The organism is Bradyrhizobium betae (assembly GCF_004123905.1).
Classification (GTDB): Bacteria; Pseudomonadota; Alphaproteobacteria; order Rhizobiales; family Xanthobacteraceae; genus Bradyrhizobium; species Bradyrhizobium betae_A.
This window is the reverse complement of the sequence record NZ_MZXW01000022.1, coordinates 20469-37248: the sequence shown is the minus strand read 5'-3', so window position 1 is coordinate 37248 and position 16780 is coordinate 20469. Positions and strand designations below refer to the sequence as shown.

Annotated in this window: 18 protein-coding genes; 14 read left to right on the top strand and 4 right to left on the bottom strand. The window is 62.6% G+C overall.

Annotated features, from left to right (window positions below):
* Positions 1-81 precede the first annotated feature (81 nt).
* Positions 82-330, top strand: coding sequence for a hypothetical protein (locus B5V03_RS19765; RefSeq protein WP_129272084.1), 249 nt, complete (start codon positions 82-84; stop codon positions 328-330).
* Between the two features lie 180 nt (positions 331-510).
* Here B5V03_RS19765 and B5V03_RS19760 read toward each other — a convergent pair whose 3' ends face one another.
* Positions 511-1605, bottom strand: coding sequence for a helix-turn-helix transcriptional regulator (locus B5V03_RS19760; RefSeq protein ID WP_164988144.1), 1095 nt, complete (start codon positions 1603-1605; stop codon positions 511-513).
* Positions 1606-1886: 281 nt separating this feature from the next.
* On the opposite strand from B5V03_RS19760, the gene B5V03_RS19755 reads away from it, so the two are divergent.
* Positions 1887-3011, top strand: a complete 1125-nt coding sequence (locus tag B5V03_RS19755; protein ID WP_129272082.1) for a hypothetical protein — start codon at positions 1887-1889, stop codon at positions 3009-3011.
* Between the two features lie 76 nt (positions 3012-3087).
* Here B5V03_RS19755 and B5V03_RS19750 read toward each other — a convergent pair whose 3' ends face one another.
* The 3 genes from B5V03_RS19750 to B5V03_RS19740 form a co-directional block, all read right to left on the bottom strand.
* Positions 3088-3291 carry a hypothetical protein gene (locus B5V03_RS19750; RefSeq protein ID WP_129272081.1) on the bottom strand — a complete coding sequence of 68 codons (204 nt, stop codon included), beginning with the start codon at positions 3289-3291 and terminating at the stop codon, positions 3088-3090.
* A gap of 142 nt (positions 3292-3433) precedes the next feature.
* Positions 3434-4726 (bottom strand): spinster family MFS transporter, encoded by a 1293-nt coding sequence (locus B5V03_RS19745; protein ID WP_129272080.1) that lies wholly within the window; start codon positions 4724-4726, stop codon positions 3434-3436.
* 160 nt (positions 4727-4886) lie between these two features.
* Positions 4887-6077 carry an aromatic ring-hydroxylating dioxygenase subunit alpha gene (locus B5V03_RS19740; RefSeq protein WP_129272079.1) on the bottom strand — a complete coding sequence of 397 codons (1191 nt, stop codon included), beginning with the start codon at positions 6075-6077 and terminating at the stop codon, positions 4887-4889.
* A 192-nt stretch (positions 6078-6269) separates the two neighbouring features.
* On the opposite strand from B5V03_RS19740, the gene B5V03_RS19735 reads away from it, so the two are divergent.
* The 12 genes from B5V03_RS19735 (at position 6270) to nuoF (ending at position 16776) form a co-directional block, all read left to right on the top strand.
* On the top strand, positions 6270-6785 hold the full coding sequence (locus tag B5V03_RS19735; RefSeq protein WP_129272078.1) for a MarR family winged helix-turn-helix transcriptional regulator: 516 nt from the start codon (positions 6270-6272) through the stop codon (positions 6783-6785).
* 126 nt (positions 6786-6911) lie between these two features.
* Positions 6912-9239 (top strand): TonB-dependent siderophore receptor, encoded by a 2328-nt coding sequence (locus tag B5V03_RS19730; RefSeq protein ID WP_433995342.1) that lies wholly within the window; start codon positions 6912-6914, stop codon positions 9237-9239.
* A 22-nt stretch (positions 9240-9261) separates the two neighbouring features.
* On the top strand, positions 9262-10398 hold the full coding sequence (locus B5V03_RS19725; protein ID WP_129272077.1) for a PepSY-associated TM helix domain-containing protein: 1137 nt from the start codon (positions 9262-9264) through the stop codon (positions 10396-10398).
* Positions 10395-10628, top strand: coding sequence for a hypothetical protein (locus tag B5V03_RS19720; RefSeq protein ID WP_129272076.1), 234 nt, complete (start codon positions 10395-10397; stop codon positions 10626-10628). The genes B5V03_RS19725 and B5V03_RS19720 overlap by 4 nt, the downstream gene beginning before the upstream one ends.
* 248 nt (positions 10629-10876) lie before the next feature.
* Positions 10877-11242 carry an NADH-quinone oxidoreductase subunit A gene (locus tag B5V03_RS19715; RefSeq protein ID WP_007603535.1) on the top strand — a complete coding sequence of 122 codons (366 nt, stop codon included), beginning with the start codon at positions 10877-10879 and terminating at the stop codon, positions 11240-11242.
* Positions 11233-11820, top strand: a complete 588-nt coding sequence (locus tag B5V03_RS19710) for a NuoB/complex I 20 kDa subunit family protein (RefSeq protein ID WP_164988143.1) — start codon at positions 11233-11235, stop codon at positions 11818-11820. The genes B5V03_RS19715 and B5V03_RS19710 overlap by 10 nt, the downstream gene beginning before the upstream one ends.
* An 11-nt stretch (positions 11821-11831) precedes the next feature.
* Complete coding sequence (locus B5V03_RS19705) at positions 11832-12443, top strand: NADH-quinone oxidoreductase subunit C (RefSeq protein WP_129272074.1); 612 nt, start codon at positions 11832-11834, stop codon at positions 12441-12443.
* A 2-nt stretch (positions 12444-12445) separates the two neighbouring features.
* Positions 12446-13642 carry an NADH-quinone oxidoreductase subunit D gene (locus tag B5V03_RS19700; RefSeq protein ID WP_129272073.1) on the top strand — a complete coding sequence of 399 codons (1197 nt, stop codon included), beginning with the start codon at positions 12446-12448 and terminating at the stop codon, positions 13640-13642.
* Complete coding sequence (locus B5V03_RS19695; RefSeq protein ID WP_129272072.1) at positions 13642-14607, top strand: FkbM family methyltransferase; 966 nt, start codon at positions 13642-13644, stop codon at positions 14605-14607. Before B5V03_RS19700 ends, B5V03_RS19695 begins: the two co-directional genes overlap by 1 nt.
* 10 nt (positions 14608-14617) lie before the next feature.
* On the top strand, positions 14618-15229 hold the full coding sequence (nuoE, locus tag B5V03_RS19690) for an NADH-quinone oxidoreductase subunit NuoE (RefSeq protein ID WP_129272071.1): 612 nt from the start codon (positions 14618-14620) through the stop codon (positions 15227-15229).
* The gene (locus tag B5V03_RS19685; RefSeq protein ID WP_129272070.1) at positions 15229-15435 is read left to right on the top strand and encodes a hypothetical protein; all 207 of its coding nucleotides are present in this window, start codon (positions 15229-15231) and stop codon (positions 15433-15435) included. The genes nuoE and B5V03_RS19685 overlap by 1 nt, the downstream gene beginning before the upstream one ends.
* Before the next feature lie 15 nt (positions 15436-15450).
* A complete protein-coding gene (gene nuoF / locus B5V03_RS19680) occupies positions 15451-16776 on the top strand; it encodes an NADH-quinone oxidoreductase subunit NuoF (RefSeq protein ID WP_129272069.1) in 1326 nt (441 codons plus the stop codon).
* Positions 16777-16780 lie beyond the last annotated feature (4 nt).

The window sequence follows — 16780 nt, the reverse complement described above, 5'->3', positions numbered from 1 at the left end:
AGCGGTGAAACCAAAGGCGCAACGCGCGGGTTGACGATAAGGCGGCGGGCCGGGTCCTGTGACGTGCCGGGAGATTTCCAGATGACACGACTGTTGCGGTTGTTCGGTGCGCCCATCCTGCCGTTCGGGGTGCTCGTGGCGCTATGTGGCGCGGCTCGCTGCGACGACCCGGCCGAATCCTCGCGGGAGTCGATCATCCAGGGCGTGCGTGAGGATGTGCGACGTCACATCCGTGAAGCAGGCGAGCGCTCGAAAAGAAGCGAGGTAAGCCAGGCAACTGCCACTCGTCGTGTTGCGAAAAGACGAAAATTGGATCAGACCGCTCAATGAATTGGGTGCGGCGCCCGATATTTGCAGTAGCGGTTTTGGGGACGGCGGTCTTCACCCAATTGGGTGAAGAGGCGCGGCCTCGAGAGCATGATCCGGACAAGTGTGAAGGGTCTTCCGAAAAGATCATGCGCAAACAACAATCTAAAGCGCGATGACGATTCATCCCAATCTCATTGCGCTTTAGCCGACACCGGTCAGGAGAGTCGAAAGCACGGCGACGAGCTCGGCTTGCCGATGGACGCCCAGTTTCGCAAAAATGCTCTTGAGCTGCGTTCTTGACGTCTCCTTCGAGATGCTCAAACGGCCCGCGACCTCGTCCAGGGCCTCGCCCGTGGCCAGTTGGATCGCGAGGCGGGCTTCTGCGCCACTGAGCTTGTAGACCGAGCGGAGTGTCGCTTCGGCCGGGTTCTTCCTGACGTCCGGGTCGACCAGAACGATGATAGCCTGGCAATCGGCGAGAGCGTTGCCCATGGTCCGTTGCAGTCGCGCTGGATAAGCCAGCAACGGCCCCCGCTCTTTCCGTTGAAGCGGCACGGGAGCATGCAAGCCTGCTTTCGCCTGGTTCAAGACGCGCGACAGCGCGCGGTCGAGGCTGGGGAACGTGGCCTCGGAGACATGGACCAGTTTTCCGTTCTTGAGCCGGATTTCGCCCGACAGAAGCCGTTCGGCCGCCGCGTTGGCTTCGAAGATTTTGCCATGGCGGTCGACGAGGACCGCCGCCGTGTTGCTCGCGGCAAAGGCTTCAAGAGCTCCGGAGCTTGCGACTTCGCCGAGCACGCGGGCCGTTGCCGCGCTTGCGGCAAGCGATCTTGAAAGCTGCGCCAGCTTGCTTTTCTCCGCGGCAGAAAAGGGATCCTGATCGATCCTTCGCTGGATCGACAGGCACCAGATGTCGTCCTCGAAGAAAATCCCAACACCCGCAAACCAACGCAAACGATGGGGGGCCAGGAATTCCTGATAATACGGATGCGAGGCGATGGTCTCGGCGCTGAAAATGTCGAGATCGTCGACGACGCCGGATTTTTGCATGAGCGGGATGCCGCGATTTCGCTCGTCCCGCAGGTGCCATCCGTCCCGCACGAAGCTGTCGAATGACCCCGACATCGACTCCGTGAAGGGCAGGGTGCGCAGAACGCCACCCGTGACGGGAAGGAGCAAGGCTCCGTGGCTTTCGGTGATCGATACGACCGTTTCGAGCGCACCCTTCCATTCCTGAGAGCCTACGACCGCTTCTGCGAAGGCGCCCTCAACCGCGCTCAAGTCCCATTTCGACATTTGCAAATTCATCCAAAAAAAATTGGCTGGAACGATAATAAAAAATCAAAAGCAGTCTAGGCACTTCCAACCGCCGGGTGTGTGTCGCGTATCACGGACTCGCCTTGAGCCCGGCCGAGTGTTGCAAATAAGTATCAGGTGGAGTGATTCACGAGCGCCCGTCCTGAATCACCCAAATGGGTCAAGACGCTGGCGCCCCGGCCCCAATAATTTCGGCATGTCATCTCGCGGGGGAATCCATCCGCGGGGAAACTGAATTGGTTGGGGGCTAATTGAATACCATGAAGTCAGGATTTTTCCGCCGCGGCTTTGCCGTCGCCGTACTTGCCGCCCTTGGTTTGTTTGCAGCACGGCCTGCCGCCGCGCAGTCGCAGTCGAATATCCCGCAGGAAGTCATCAACAACGTCATCCAGAACATCATCCAGAACGTTCGCGACCAGATTCAGCACCGCCGGATCATCGCACCGCCCGGAACGCTGCGGTTCAGCGGCGAGGAAGCGGACTTCGACAACCGCGATCCCTTTGCCGCCAAGGGCGTCAGCAACCCGTTCGGCGCGCTGGCCTACGCCAAGGCTCCGGCGCTTGTGGCGCCGCCCCCCGCGGCCTGGCTCTATGGCGTGAACCTGGTCGGCAGCGGCGACAGGGCACAGACGCTGGGCACTGAAGTCAGCGTTGCGACGGTGACCGGTGCTGTCGACGTGACCAAGATCGGTATCTTCACGGCAACCGACGCCTTGACCTTCATCGGGACGGGATCGCATTCGTGGGCCCACAGCTTCACGGCAGGCGGTGTCTTTGCGGCGCCCTTCGCGACCGATGGCTCCATTCCGTCGACCTCCGGTACTCTGTCTTATATCAACGGCGGGTTCTCGGCGGACTTCACGGCTCTTGCTAGCTGGACCCACAATTCGAGCACTGCCATCGGTGGGATCGCCGACAGCAGTGGCGTGGCATACACCTTCAATGGTCAATACCGCTTCGACTTTCCTTACACGGTCTGGATCGAGCCCACGGCCGGTGTGACCTTTTCTGAGACCTATACTGCCAATTTCGGCACCAAGACCGGCGACTCGACGGAAGTTCACGGTGGCGCGCGCGCCGGTTTCGAGACGAAGTGGCTGGGCTTTACGGTCCAACCGTCGATTTCCGGCCAGTATTACGAGATCGTCGATGCGAGCGGCGCCGCCGGCGCGGTTATCGTCGGGGGCGTTCCCTTCGGAGGTACGGTCGGCACGTATGGCGTCCGCGGCTCGGGCAAGATCAACGTGCTTTGGACGCCCCAATTGTCGTCCTACCTCGAGGTTCATGGCAGCAGCATCACCACACCGAAGACCGGCCTTCCCGCGATCGGCGGCGCTGGAACCTCGATCGCAGGTACGCAAGCGGGCCTTCGCTACACCTGGTAAGGCAATCGCAGGGGCTGGAACTGGAAACGGCCGCCGAAAGGCGGCCGTTTGCCATTTAAGCGGGGTGTTTTGCCTCTTAGCGGATTTCCGACGTGCCCGCGCTGGTCACGACCACCGGCTTGCCGGCCTTGATGACGTGGGTCGACTGCGCGGTCTGGCTGTAATCGGCGTTGGTGCGGGCTGCGATCCCGAAGGCGGCCACTGCGATGCCGGCCACCAGCGCCACCACCACGATCTTCAGGTGGGTACCTCGATCTGCAGAGTGAATTGAGTGGTTCATCCGAGCCTCCCGACGGGCTTTGGCGCCGTCTGTAGGCTCATGTCTTAAGGAGCATCTGTTTCCGGATGGTTTCGCGGGTTCCGCAAAATGGTTTCATTTCTACGCCCGGTTGGTTTCGCCGGGCTTGCGGCCCGAACCGGCCTCAGGCCGCCCGGCCGATATCGGCGCGGATGGTCCGCGCGGCCCAGACGAACAGCAGGGCGCCCAAGGTGGTCGTGAGCGCCGCCGAAAGCAGGGAATAGCGCACGGCATCAGCGCCATAGCTGCCCTTGAGGGCGTCATTGACCACACCCACGGCGAGCGGGCCGACGCCCTGGCCGAAGCAGGTCGCGGTGAGCGCGATCAGGGCGGAGGCCAGCGCCCGCATGCTCGGTTTGGCCACCGTCTGCGCGATCGCGAAGATCGGCCCGAGATGGAAGCCGACCAGGAACGAGGTCAGCGCCAGCATGGTGACCATCATCGCGAAATCCTGGGTCAGCATGCACAGTGCGAACACCGGGCCGGCGAGGCCAGAGGTGATCGCGGGCGCCCACAGCTTCCAGCGGTCGTCGCGGCGGCTCACTTGCGCCACCACGATGCCGCCGAGCAGGGTGCCGGCCATGCCGGCGAGCCCCTTGAAGGTGCCGGCATAGGTGCCGATCTCGGCGCTCGACAGATGGTGAACGCGGGCGAGGAACGGCGGGATCCAGGCCGCGGTCGCGTAATTGGTGTAGGTGGTGAGACAAAAGCCGATCAGGACGATGATGAAGCTCTGCTGCGAGGCCAGGAATCGCAGCGTCGGGCCGAGCGGTTCGGGCACAAAGCTCTCCTGCATGGCGCCGCGCTTCGGCTCGGAGATCGTCAGCCACAGGATCACTGCGAGCAGGATGCCGGGAAGGCCAGCGACGTAGAACGCCATCCGCCAGCCATAGTGCTGGTTGACGTAGCCGCCGATGAAATAGCCGAGGAAGACGCCGAGATAGGTGCCGATGGCGTAGATGCCGAGCGCGCGCGGGCGCTCGTTCTTGGCGAAGAGATCGGCAACGATCGACTGCGAGGCCGGCGAGCCCGCGGATTCGCCGATGCCGACGCCGATGCGGGCCAGGGCCAGCGAGGTCACGCTCGAGGCCGCGCCGCACAGCGCCGTCATCGCGCTCCAGAACGCCAAGGCGGCGGCGACGATGTTGCGCCGGTTCAGCCGGTCGGCGACGCGCGCGATGGGGATGCCGAGCAGGGAATAGAACAGGGCGAAGCCGAAGCCCGCGAGCAGGCCCATCATGGTGTCGCTGAGGGCAAACTCCTTCTTGATCGGCTCGATCAGGACGTTGAAGATCGTGCGGTCGAGGAAGTTCAGCGCATAGATGATGGTGAGCAGGCCCAGCACGTAATAGCGCCGCGGCGACGGCGTTGCCGCGGCGGGCGCCTGAACTGACACCTGTGACGTCACATCGACCATCGCATCCCCCCAATTTGTCTTTGTTATTATTGTCGGTCCAGCCCTGATTGGAGCTGGCAGCCATGAAGCGTTTTCGAGCGAAGTGGATACCGGTTCGCGTAAAGAAAACGCGTCAAAACAAGAAGCTAGAGTCTCGTTCCGATTTCATCGGAACGGGACTCTAGCCTTCGCGAATGTAGTTCCCCGCTTCGAATTCGACCGGTGCGGCATTCGTGTCGAACGACACGCCGATTGGATCGCGATCCGCCTCCATTGCTTCCAGTTGCTCGCTCAGCATACGGCGGATCATCAGGATGCCGCGGTCGCTCTGACCGAAATGCTCTTCGGAGTGAACGGTCACGGGGCCCTGGCCGACCTGGGCTTCGTAGTCGCCCGGGAATTGCTGGTGCTCTTGCTCGGTCATGTCCCACCAGAATTTTCCGTTGAATTTTGAGCGCATGCGGCCGATGTCGCCTGATGTCTTGACGCGGCCGGCGACGTAGATGCGAAAAGACGTGTCGTCGATCGGCAGCGTCCAGCCGATCGACTCGACGCGGGCGAATTGCGCGACGCGCGGGTTCGGCACGACGCGTAGCGTAGGGAGGGCGGCCTCGGTGACGCGGTAAAACACACGGCCGTCATCCTGCTTGCGGATCGAGCGCACGGCGATGCCGCGCGGCGTCTTGTCGAACGTCACCTCCGGCATCGAGGCCATCATATTGGTGAATTGCGGGCCCGAGAACGATCCGTGCAGCACGGGCACATGATAGGGATCGACCACGTTCTCGAAATGCTGCAGCCAGTTGCAGGGGATGATCGCCGGCCCGCCGCCGCCGATCGAGGAATCGTCGGCTTCGACGAACTCACCATCGTCCATGTTGTCGAGGCACTCGTAAGCCGGCAGCACCGGGCGTTTCTCGGCCGGGCCCATATAGGCGAAGATCAGCCCGTAGCGCTCCTCGACCGGATACCAGGGCTGGCGCACCTTGTCCTTGAACTGGCCGCCGTCGGGCTCGCAGGGCTGCTCCAAGCAGTGGCCCTCGGCGTCGAACTTCCAGCCGTGATAGCAGCAGCGGATGCCGTCGTCCTCGACCTTGCCGTAATAGAGCGTGGTGCCGCGATGGCAGCAGCGCGCATGCAGCAGGCCGACGCGGTTGTGCTTGTCGCGGAACAGGATCAGGTCTTCGCCCAGCGCACGCACCTTTTTCGGCGTGTCGGTGGCGTCGCTCACAAGCCCGACCGGATGCCAGTAGCGGCGGAGCAATTCTCCCATCGGCGTGCCGCGCGCGACCGAGGTGAGCTCGGTGCGCGTGTGGGCCGGCTTCATCGCATAGCCAGTGCCGAGATCGCGATCCCGCTGGGTCATCGTCATGTTGTTCCTCCCGCCGCGGGCCTTGGTGGCCAGGTCGCTTCTTGATGCGGTGACCCAGTGAAAAAAAATTCGATGACAATGTCAACGATATTCTAATGCCTCTTAATCGCATTTCGATGAGGCTGGGGAGGTTGCGCTACCAAGGCGCTACCAGCCCTTGGCATGCCCTGGCTTTCTTGGCAGAGGTGGATCATGAGCCAGACATCGAGCAGGGATGGGCACGCGTCGCCCGATGCGGACGAAAGTCACTCGCCGGCGCCGATCACCGTGATGCTGTCGTCGCGGCTGATGGTGCTGGCCAATTTGCTCAAGCGCGGCGCGATCCTCCGTTACAAGCGGCTTGCCGGATTGTCCTCGGTCGAGTTCGGCCTCGTCGCCTCGCTCGGCCGCCGCCCGCCGATGAGCGTGGCGCGGCTCGCCGAAGCCGTTGGCCAGGACAAGGGCCAGATCAGCCGCGCGCTCGCCGAACTCGTCTCGCGCAAGCTGATCGCGAAATCGGCGAATCCAAAGGACAGCCGCGAGGTGCTGGTCTCGCTCACCGCGGCAGGCCTTGTGGCGCATGATGCAATCGTCGAAGGCGCGCAGGACCGCAATCGGCAATTGCTGGAGCAGTTGAGCAAGGACGAGTTCGAGACTCTGCTGGCGCAGATCGACCGCCTCACGGCGACGGCCGAGAGGATGCTCGAAGCCGAGAAGACTCGGCGCTGATCGCTCAGCAATCTCCGGACATGTTGGATTGCTTCTAAGAATTTTTCTAAGAAGCTTTCAATTAGGGAATTCGCGCGCCCTCACCTAAGCGTCACCGCAAGCGCATGCCGTCCTGGGACAGGCGGCATGACGCACCAAAACATGCAGCTTTGGGGTGGCGCGTTGAACAGTCTTGGAATGCTGCGGTCGGCCGTGTTGGCGACCGCATCCGCTTTTGCATTGGTGCCGCAGGCATCGCACGCGCAATCGTCCACGCAGGGTGGGGCGCAGAATCTGCCGTCGGTGACGGTCGAGGCACCCGGGCAACGAGCGAGGCCCACAGTTGCCGCTCAGCGCCAGGCGCGCGGTTTGAGAACGGCGGCTCGCGCAAGGACACGTGCAAACTCGGCCGCGGCCCCAGCACCCGCGGCCGACCGCTCTGCAGCCTCGGGCGCTAGCGAACGCGCAAATGGGCCAGTGAACGGCTACGTCGCCAACCGCTCGTTGACAGGCACCAAGACAAACACGCCGATCATGGAAACTCCGCAATCACTGTCCGTGATCGGGGCCGAACAAATTCGCGATCAAAACGTCAACACGAAGTTCGACGAGACCTTGCGCTACACTCCCGGCGTTTTCGCCGGTACATTCGGCAACGACACGCGTCAGGATTGGTTTCAGATCCGAGGCTTCCCGTCTCAGGACGTCGGCACTTTCCTTGATGGCCTGCAACTGTTCTCGACTGCGTTCGGGACTTGGAAGCTTCAGCCATGGAGCCTTGATCGCGTCGAAGTTCTGCGAGGGCCGTCTGCAGTCCTGTACGGCGGTTCAAGCCCCAGCGGCATCGTGAATGCGGTCAGCAAGCTCGCTTACGGCGAACCCATTCGCTTCATCGAGGCGGGGGTCAACAACTTCGGCAACTCCTATGTCCAGTTTGACGTTGGTGGACCGGCGACACTGAGCCAGTCCGATGGGAAGTTCTTCTATCGCTTCGTCGGTCAGGTTCACGGTGGCGGAACGCAGGTCGATTTTACCAACGACAACAGCTACTTTCTTGCGCCCTCGTTCACGTGGATGCCCGATAGCGACACCCGCTTCACGCTATACGCCCAGGTCTCCCACACCGACACCCGCGGCCAGAATTTCCTTCCGTATGTCGGGACGGTCGTGAACGCTCCCTACGGACGCATTCCCACCAGCCTGTTCGCGAGCGATCCCAGCGTTGATCGCTTGCGGCGTGATCAGGAGATGATCGGCTATCAATTCGAGAAGAACCTCTCGGACAGCGTGACGATCCGTCAGAACGCACGTTACGCCCATGTGGATGTGCTCTATTCAACTCTGTTCGGGCTGGGCACGACCACGCCTGGCGACGTGACCTTGAACAGAGGAAACTTCTTCGTTCGCGACAAGGCGGGGCAGGCCGACGTGGACACCCAATTCGAGTACCGAGTGGCGACAGGCCCCGTTGCGCACACGTTCCTCCTCGGGTTCGACCTGAAGCATTACGGAATTGACGACTATCAAGGGTTTGGCGGCGCCGCTGGGCTCAATCTCGTCAACCCGGTCTATGCTCCCACGGCCGAGTTCAGCGGGGTGGCCGGCACGAACCATTATCTGACGCAGAATCAGAAGGCGCTCTACGTTCAGGATCAAATGAAGCTAGGGCGCTTCACGTTCGTGTTGTCCGGGCGCAATGATTGGGTCGACACCGTCAACAACAATCATGTCGGGCCAGATCAGAGCCGCGAGGACAGCCGTTTTTCGGGCCGTGTCGGCGCGATCTATAATTTCGATATGGGTCTCGCTCCTTATGTCTCCTACGCGACGAGCTACAATCCGGTCATCGGCACCAATTCTTCCACCGGCAACCTGCTCGTGCCTGAAACCGGTGAACAGGCCGAAATCGGATTGAAGTACCAGCCTGTAGGATTGAACGCCCGTTTTGGAATTTCGCTGTTCGATCTGAAGCGAAAGAACGTTCTGACGAGCGATCCGACCTTCGTCGTCGGATCCATCCAAACGGGTGAGGTCACCTCGCGTGGTGTGGAACTCGAGGCTGTTGCTAACATCACTCCCGACTTCAAGGTCACGGCGAGCTACACCAACTTCGACCTGTTCGTCAGCAAGGATCTGAATCCGGCCCTGATTGGAACTGTTCCGACGAATACGCCGAGACAGCTTGCCTCCCTCTGGGGTGATTACACGTTCCGAGAGGGAGCCCTGAATGGCTTCGGCTTTGGCGGCGGCGTTCGGTACGTCGGCTCGTCCTTCGCAGACACAGCCAATAAGTTGGTGGTGCCATCCGTCGTTCTTGGCGATCTCGCCGTGCATTACGAGTGGCAAAATTGGCGAGCGGCGGTCAACTTCATAAACATCGCGGACACGATCTATGTCGCGAGTTGTTCATCGGCTAGTTCGTGCTTCTACGGAGATCGCCGACGCATAACCGGAAGCCTTTCCTACAAATGGTGAGGTCAGGCGAGGGGAGGGTCTCTTGAAGGCACGCACGGTCAGGCTCTGGTCCGTGGTCCATACCTGGACCAGCCTGATCTCGACCGTCTTCCTGCTGCTCCTCTGCCTGACCGGCCTGCCGCTGATCTTCCATCACGAGATCGATGAGCTCCTGGGCTATGCCCCCCAGCCCGAAGCTCATGCGGGCGCGGCGCGCGCGACGACCCAGGCCGTCGCCGACGCCGCGCTCGCCGCCGATCCCGGCCACGTGCTGCAATATATCTCCTGGGACAAGGACGAGCCCGGGATCGTCACCGCTTTCACCAACAGCGCCGTCGACGGGCTGCCTGACAACACCACTGTCCGTGCCTTCGATGCGGTGTCGACCAAGCTGCTCGGACCCGTCGGCGTCGGGCCGATGCTGATCGTGCTCAAGCTTCACACCGACATGTTCGCCGGCCAGCCCGGAAAACTGTTTCTCGGCGGAATGGGTCTGCTGTTCGCCGTCGCCATCATCTCCGGCGTGGTGCTGTACTGGCCATTCACCCGCCGCCTGCGCTTTGCCACCATCCGCGACAGCACCTCGCGCCGCGTGCGCTGGCTCGACTGGCACAATCTGATCGGCGTCGTGACGGTCGCCTGGGCGCTGGTGGTGGGCTTGACCGGCGTCGTCAACACCTGGGCCGAGCTGATGCTCAACCAGTGGAAGGCGACCGAGCTCGCCAGCATGGTCGTGGCCTATGCCGGCAAGCCGCCGCCGACGCGTCTCGCCTCGCTCGATGACGTCGTTGTGCGCGCCAGGCAGACCGCGCCCGGGATGGAGGTCGCCTTCGTCGCGTTTCCGGGCACGCCCTTCACCTCCTCGCACCACTTCGCCGCTTTTATGCGCGGCGACACGGCCTTGACCGCGCGGCTGCTCAAGCCGGTGCTGCTCGACGGCGAAACGGGGGAGGTCGCCGACAGCCGGGCGCTGCCGCTCTATCTCCAGGCGCTTCTGATCTCGCAGCCGCTGCATTTCGGCGATTATGGCGGGATGCCGCTCAAGGTGATCTGGGCCGCGCTCGACGGGCTCACTATCGTTGTGATCGGCAGCGGGCTCTATCTCTGGCTGGCGCGGCGGCGCAAGCGCGCGCCTGCCAAAGCCGACACATTCGCCAGACGAGCCCCGGTCCTGTCGTGATGCATGGCTCCCCTGATCGCTCGCGCCTGTGGATACGTGTCTTTGCTGCACCTATCGTGCTCGCGGTTGCGACCATCACGGGTCTGCTGGCGGCGCTGCTCTGGGGAACGGTGGGCCAATATGTCGCCTGGGTGACGGTGGGGGCCCCGGTGCTGGTCATCTCATGGGTTTGGGTGCGCCGCCGCACGCAGAAACCCGAGCACTTTGACCGGGTGATGCGCGGCAAATAGCTGTCGCGGCCGGTGTGCCGCAATCCCAGAACTGCTACCCTACAAAACTGTGGCCGCCCTTGCTGGGTCTGGCGATCTGCTCCATACCAGCCGCGGGGTGATTCCGGGATTTCCACCGGTCTGGGAGCAGCAAAGGGCCTAAAAAGAGCGTGTCTTGCGCCCATTGGTGCACTGCGCTAAGGCTCAGAACAATTCCAAACTGGACGAATCCGTGGCTGTCCCGAGGCCGCGGGAAAAAGGGCTCGTCAATGAGCGGCATTCTACAGAACTATCTTCCACTCGTCGTCTTTATAGGGGTAGCGGGCCTCATTGGCCTCGTGCTGCTGATCGCGCCCTTCATCGTGGCGTTCCAGCAGCCGGACCCGGAAAAACTGTCGGCGTATGAGTGCGGTTTCAACGCCTTCGACGACGCCCGCATGAAGTTCGACGTCCGCTTCTACCTGGTCGCCATCCTCTTCATCATCTTCGACCTCGAGGTGGCGTTCCTGTTTCCCTGGGCGGTGGCGTTCGGCAAGCTTGGCGCGACCGGCTTCTGGTCCATGGTGGTGTTCCTCGGCGTGCTGACCGTCGGGTTCGCCTATGAATGGAAGAAAGGGGCACTGGAATGGGATTGAACCCTGCATCGTCCGCGGGTCCGGTGATTGCGCCGGCCCCCAAGGGCATTCTGGATCCCTCGACCGGCCGTCCGGTCGGGGCCAATGATCCGTTCTTCCTCGAGGTCAATTCGGAGCTGTCCGACAAGGGCTTCTTCACGGCCGCGACCGACGACCTCATCACCTGGGCCCGTACCGGCTCCTTGATGTGGATGACCTTCGGTCTCGCCTGCTGCGCGGTCGAGATGATGCAGGTGTCGATGCCGCGCTACGACGTCGAGCGCTTCGGCTTCGCGCCGCGTGCCTCGCCGCGCCAGTCCGACGTGATGATCGTCGCGGGCACGCTGACCAACAAGATGGCGCCTGCGCTGCGCAAGGTCTACGACCAGATGCCCGAGCCGCGCTACGTCATCTCGATGGGCTCCTGCGCCAATGGTGGCGGCTATTATCACTATTCCTACTCGGTCGTGCGCGGCTGCGACCGCATCGTGCCGATCGACATCTACGTGCCGGGCTGTCCGCCCACGGCGGAAGCGCTGCTCTACGGCGTGCTGCTGCTGCAGAAGAAGATCCGCCGCACCGGCACCATCGAACGCTAAGGTTTTACGTCATGGACGACGCCAAGCTCGACGCACTGGGGCAGACGATCGTTAGCGCGCTTCCGGGCGCCGCCATCGGTCATTCGGTGGCCTTCAACCAGCTCACGGTCGATGTCGAGGCCAGCAAGATCGTCGAGGTGGTCAAGTACCTCCGCGACGACCCGAGTTGCCGGTTCATCAACTTCACCGACATCACGGCCGCGGACTATCCGTCGCGCGAGAAGCGCTTCGACGTGATCTATCACTTCCTCTCTCCGACCCTGAACACGCGGATCCGGCTCAAGGCCCAGGCCGACGAGACCACCCAGGTGCCGTCGCTGATCGAGGTGTTCCCGGGCGCCGACTGGTTCGAGCGCGAGGCCTACGACCTCTACGGCGTGTTCTTCGTCGGCCATCCCGACATGCGCCGCCTGCTGACCGACTACGGTTTCGAAGGCCATCCGCTGCGCAAGGATTTCCCGACCACCGGTTTCGTCGAGGTTCGCTACGACGATCAGGAGAAGCGGGTGGTGTACGAGCCCGTCCGGCTCAACCAGGAATTCCGCAAGTTCGATTTCCTCTCGCCCTGGGAAGGGGCGGACTATCCGCTTCCCGGTGACGAGAAGGCTGGACCGAAGGTCTGATCATGAACGAGCAACCTGAACAGCTTCGCAATTTCACCATCAACTTTGGACCGCAGCATCCTGCGGCCCACGGCGTTTTGCGCCTCGTGCTCGAATTGGACGGTGAAATCGTCGCGCGCGTCGACCCGCATATCGGCCTGCTTCACCGCGGCACCGAAAAGCTGATCGAGCAGAAGACCTATCTCCAGGCGATCCCGTATTTCGATCGCCTCGACTACGTCGCGCCGATGAACCAGGAGCACGCCTTCTGCCTCGCGGCCGAAAAGCTGCTCGGCATCGAGGTGCCGCGCCGCGGCCAGCTGATCCGCGTGCTCTATTGCGAGATCGGCCGCATTCTCTCTCATCTTCTCAACGTCACCACGCAGGCGATGGACGTCGGCGCGCTGACCCCGCCGCTGTGGGGCTTTGAAGAGCGCGAAAAGCTGATGGTGTTCTACGAGCGTGCCTCGGGCAGCCGTATGCACGCAGCCTATTTCCGCGTCGGCGGCGTGCATCAGGACCTGCCGCAGAAGCTGGTCGACGACATCGAGGCCTGGTGCGATCCGTTCCTCAAGGTGGTCGAGGACCTTGATCGCCTGCTCACCGCCAACCGTATCTTCAAGCAGCGCAACGTCGATATCGGCGTGGTGCCGCTGAAGGAAGCCTGGGAGTGGGGTTTTTCGGGCGTGATGGTGCGCGGCTCGGGCGCGGCCTGGGACCTGCGCAAGTCGCAGCCCTATGAGTGCTACGCCGAGATGGATTTCGACATTCCGATCGGCAAGAACGGCGACTGCTACGACCGCTATCTGATCCGCATGGAAGAGATGCGCCAGTCGGTGCGCATCATGAAGCAGTGCATCCAGAAGCTGAACGCAGCCGACGGTAGGGGCCCCGTCGTCGTCGAAGACAACAAGGTCGCGCCGCCGCGGCGTGGCGAGATGAAGCGCTCGATGGAAGCGCTGATCCACCACTTCAAGCTCTACACCGAAGGCGTCCGCGTGCCGGAAGGCGAAGTCTATGCCGCAGTCGAGGCGCCCAAGGGCGAGTTCGGCGTCTTCCTCGTCTCGGACGGCACCAACAAGCCGTACAAGTGCAAGATCCGCGCGCCGGGCTTTGCGCATCTTCAGGCGATGGACCACATCTGCCGCGGCCATCTGCTCGCCGACGTCTCGGCCATTCTCGGTTCGCTCGACATCGTGTTTGGAGAGGTCGATCGGTAATGGGCCAGCAGGCGCCAATCCAGTTTGACCGTGCCTCGGGGGCCCTTGAAGGGGCCAACCTGTGGGAGCGGACGGCTGCCTTGGCGCTGGTGACGGGATCGAAGATCTCGTCGCACTTCTCGCATATGGGCTATATCGCCTGCGCGAATCTGCTGGCGAAGACGCTGCCCAAGCGCGACATCGCGATCAGGCTCAACCCCGATGCCGTGTTCGAATTCCCTTACGGCGACGGCTATTGGAGCAAGCTGCTCAATCGCTCGTACAACTACGAAGACGAGCTGGAGCTGTTGTTCGCGGACTCCATCGACGTCGACTACACCTTGCTCGATTGCGGTGCCAATTACGGCTATTGGTCGGTGCTGGTCTCGAGCAAGCCGTTCGGCTCGCACAAGGCGATCGCGATCGAGCCGTCGGGCCAGAACTATCCGAAGCTCGCCAACAACGCCCGCGTCAACGGCAACCGTTTCGAGACCCTGAAATGCGCCATCGGCGCCTCGCGCGGCACCGCGCGGCTGTCAGGCACCAAGCACGAAGCCTTCAGCATCGCGGGCAATCCGTCTGACGGCGGCGAGGAAGTGCCTGTTCTCGCGCTCGACAATCTCATCGACGACGGCAAGGTCGCGGCAAACGGCAAGTATCTGATCAAGCTCGACGTCGAGGGCGTCGAGATCGAGGCGATCAAGGGCGGCGCACGGCTACTCCAGGCCGACAGCGTCATCATGTGCGAGGAGCACGGCAGCGACCGCTCTCATGCGGTGTCGCGCTACATCCTCGAACAGACCCCGCTGAAGCTGATCGTGCTCGATCCGCGCACCAACCGGCTGGAGACCGTGACCGAGCTGTCGATCCTCGATCGCATCAAGGTCTCGACCCATGTCGGCTACAACGTTTTCGGCACCGCAAGCGCATTCTGGCAGGACAGGATCGAAGCCCTGAATGCCAAATCCGCGCGCCGTATGCAGTGAGAGATAAGATATGTCCGTTCGCCGATTAGCACCGAAGGAAGTCCAGCCCGCGAGCTTCGCGTTCACGGACGAGAACGTCGCGTTCGCGAAGCAGCAGATCGCGAAATATCCGGCCGGGCGTCAGGCCTCGGCTGTCATCGCCATCCTCTGGCGTGCGCAGGAGCAGCATGACGGCTGGGTCTCGGAAGCCGCGATCCGCGTCATCGCCGACATGCTCGACATGCCCTATATCCGCGTGCTGGAAGTTGCGACCTTCTACACGATGTTCCAGCTCGCGCCCGTCGGCAAGAAGGCCCACGTCCAGGTTTGCGGCACCACGCCGTGCCGCCTGCGCGGCGCCGAGGATCTGATCCACGTCTGCGAGAGCCGCATCCATCACGATCCCTTCCATCTCTCCAAGGACGGCGATTTCAGCTGGGAAGAGGTCGAGTGTCTGGGCGCCTGCGTGAACGCGCCGATGGTGATGATCGGCAAGGACACCTATGAGGACCTGACCAAGGAAAGTTTTGGCAAGGTGCTCGACGGCTTTGCTTCGGGCAATCCGCCAAAGCCCGGTCCGCAGAACGGCCGCCAGTTCTCGGCGCCGATGGGCGGACCGACAACGCTGAAGGAGACCTCCTGATGCGTGATCTTTCTTTATCAATCGTGGAGGGGAGCGGCGCCGTGAAGAAGTGGGGCTTCATCGCGATGCACGCCGCGGCCGCGGCCGTCTTCATGTTCCTGTTGCAGCGTTTCGCGCTGCATGAATCGCAGGAAACCAGTCTGCTCTGGGCGCTGACCTTCGCCGTTTGCGCCGCCGGGCTTGCCTACAAGCAAGCCAACCGTTGATCGGAAAGCACTGATATGCTCGAGGACAAGGACCGCATCTTCAAGAACCTCTACGGCCTCCACGATTGGGGGCTCGAGGGCGCGCGGCGTCGCGGCGCCTGGGACGGCACGAAGAACATCATCGACAAGGGCCGCGACTGGATCATCAACGAGATGAAGGCGTCGGGCCTGCGCGGCCGTGGCGGCGCCGGCTTCCCGACTGGTCTCAAATGGTCCTTCATGCCGAAGGAATCGACCGACGGCCGACCGAGCTATCTCGTCGTCAACGCCGACGAATCCGAGCCCGGCACCTGCAAGGATCGCGAGATCATGCGGCATGATCCGCATCTCCTGATCGAGGGCTGCCTGATCGCGAGCTGCGCGATGAACGCGCATGCCTGCTACATCTATGTCCGCGGCGAGTTCATCCGCGAGCGCGAGCATCTCCAGGCCGCGATCGACCAGGCCTATGAGGCCAAGCTGGTCGGCAAGGACAACGTCAACGGCTGGCCGTTCGACATCTATGTCGCCCATGGCGCCGGCGCCTATATCTGCGGCGAGGAAACCGCGCTGCTCGAAAGCCTCGAGGGCAAGAAGGGCCAGCCGCGGCTGAAGCCGCCGTTCCCGGCCAATGTCGGCCTGTTCGGTTGCCCGACCACCGTCAACAACGTCGAGTCCATCGCCGTTGCGCCTGATATCCTGCGCCGCGGCGCGGCATGGTTCGCCGGTATCGGCCGGCCCAACAATGTCGGCACCAAACTGTTCTGCATCTCCGGCCATGTCGAGCGGCCCTGCAACGTCGAAGAAGCCATGGGCATTCCGTTCCGTGAGCTGATCGACAAGCATTGCGGCGGCATCCGCGGCGGCTGGGACAACCTCAAGGCCGTGATCCCCGGCGGCTCGTCGGTGCGCATGGTGCCGGCCGAGCAGATCATCGACACGCCGATGGATTTCGATAGCTTGAGCAAGCTGCGCTCGGGCCTCGGCACCGCCGCCGTGATCGTGATGGATAAGTCGACCGACCTGATCCGCTCCATCGCCCGCATCTCCTATTTCTACAAACATGAGAGCTGCGGCCAGTGCACGCCGTGCCGCGAGGGCACCGGCTGGATGTGGCGCGTGCTGACCCGCATGGCCGACGGCCGCGCCCACAAGCGCGAGATCGACATGCTGTTAGAGGTGACCAAGCAGGTCGAAGGCCACACCATCTGCGCGCTCGGCGACGCGGCAGCCTGGCCGATCCAGGGCCTGATCGCGCATTTCCGTCACGAGATCGAAGCGCGCATCGACCAGTACTCGCACAAGGCTGACATCGACGATATCGGCGTCCGCGATCCCGTGAACATGGTCGCGGCGGAGTAAGAGA

What these genes read in the sequence shown, in the direction of transcription:
- B5V03_RS19765 (WP_129272084.1), top strand. Translation starts at nt 82, where the DNA reads ATGACACGACTGTTGCGGTTGTTCGGTGCGCCCATCCTGCCGTTCGGG.
- B5V03_RS19760 (WP_164988144.1), bottom strand. Translation starts at nt 1,605, where the DNA reads ATGTCGAAATGGGACTTGAGCGCGGTTGAGGGCGCCTTCGCAGAAGCG.
- B5V03_RS19755 (WP_129272082.1), top strand. Translation starts at nt 1,887, where the DNA reads ATGAAGTCAGGATTTTTCCGCCGCGGCTTTGCCGTCGCCGTACTTGCC.
- B5V03_RS19750 (WP_129272081.1), bottom strand. Translation starts at nt 3,291, where the DNA reads ATGAACCACTCAATTCACTCTGCAGATCGAGGTACCCACCTGAAGATC.
- B5V03_RS19745 (WP_129272080.1), bottom strand. Translation starts at nt 4,726, where the DNA reads ATGGTCGATGTGACGTCACAGGTGTCAGTTCAGGCGCCCGCCGCGGCA.
- B5V03_RS19740 (WP_129272079.1), bottom strand. Translation starts at nt 6,077, where the DNA reads ATGACGATGACCCAGCGGGATCGCGATCTCGGCACTGGCTATGCGATG.
- B5V03_RS19735 (WP_129272078.1), top strand. Translation starts at nt 6,270, where the DNA reads ATGAGCCAGACATCGAGCAGGGATGGGCACGCGTCGCCCGATGCGGAC.
- B5V03_RS19730 (WP_433995342.1), top strand. Translation starts at nt 6,912, where the DNA reads ATGACGCACCAAAACATGCAGCTTTGGGGTGGCGCGTTGAACAGTCTT.
- B5V03_RS19715 (WP_007603535.1), top strand. Translation starts at nt 10,877, where the DNA reads ATGAGCGGCATTCTACAGAACTATCTTCCACTCGTCGTCTTTATAGGG.
- B5V03_RS19710 (WP_164988143.1), top strand. Translation starts at nt 11,233, where the DNA reads ATGGGATTGAACCCTGCATCGTCCGCGGGTCCGGTGATTGCGCCGGCC.
- B5V03_RS19705 (WP_129272074.1), top strand. Translation starts at nt 11,832, where the DNA reads ATGGACGACGCCAAGCTCGACGCACTGGGGCAGACGATCGTTAGCGCG.
- B5V03_RS19700 (WP_129272073.1), top strand. Translation starts at nt 12,446, where the DNA reads ATGAACGAGCAACCTGAACAGCTTCGCAATTTCACCATCAACTTTGGA.
- B5V03_RS19695 (WP_129272072.1), top strand. Translation starts at nt 13,642, where the DNA reads ATGGGCCAGCAGGCGCCAATCCAGTTTGACCGTGCCTCGGGGGCCCTT.
- nuoE (WP_129272071.1), top strand. Translation starts at nt 14,618, where the DNA reads ATGTCCGTTCGCCGATTAGCACCGAAGGAAGTCCAGCCCGCGAGCTTC.
- B5V03_RS19685 (WP_129272070.1), top strand. Translation starts at nt 15,229, where the DNA reads ATGCGTGATCTTTCTTTATCAATCGTGGAGGGGAGCGGCGCCGTGAAG.
- nuoF (WP_129272069.1), top strand. Translation starts at nt 15,451, where the DNA reads ATGCTCGAGGACAAGGACCGCATCTTCAAGAACCTCTACGGCCTCCAC.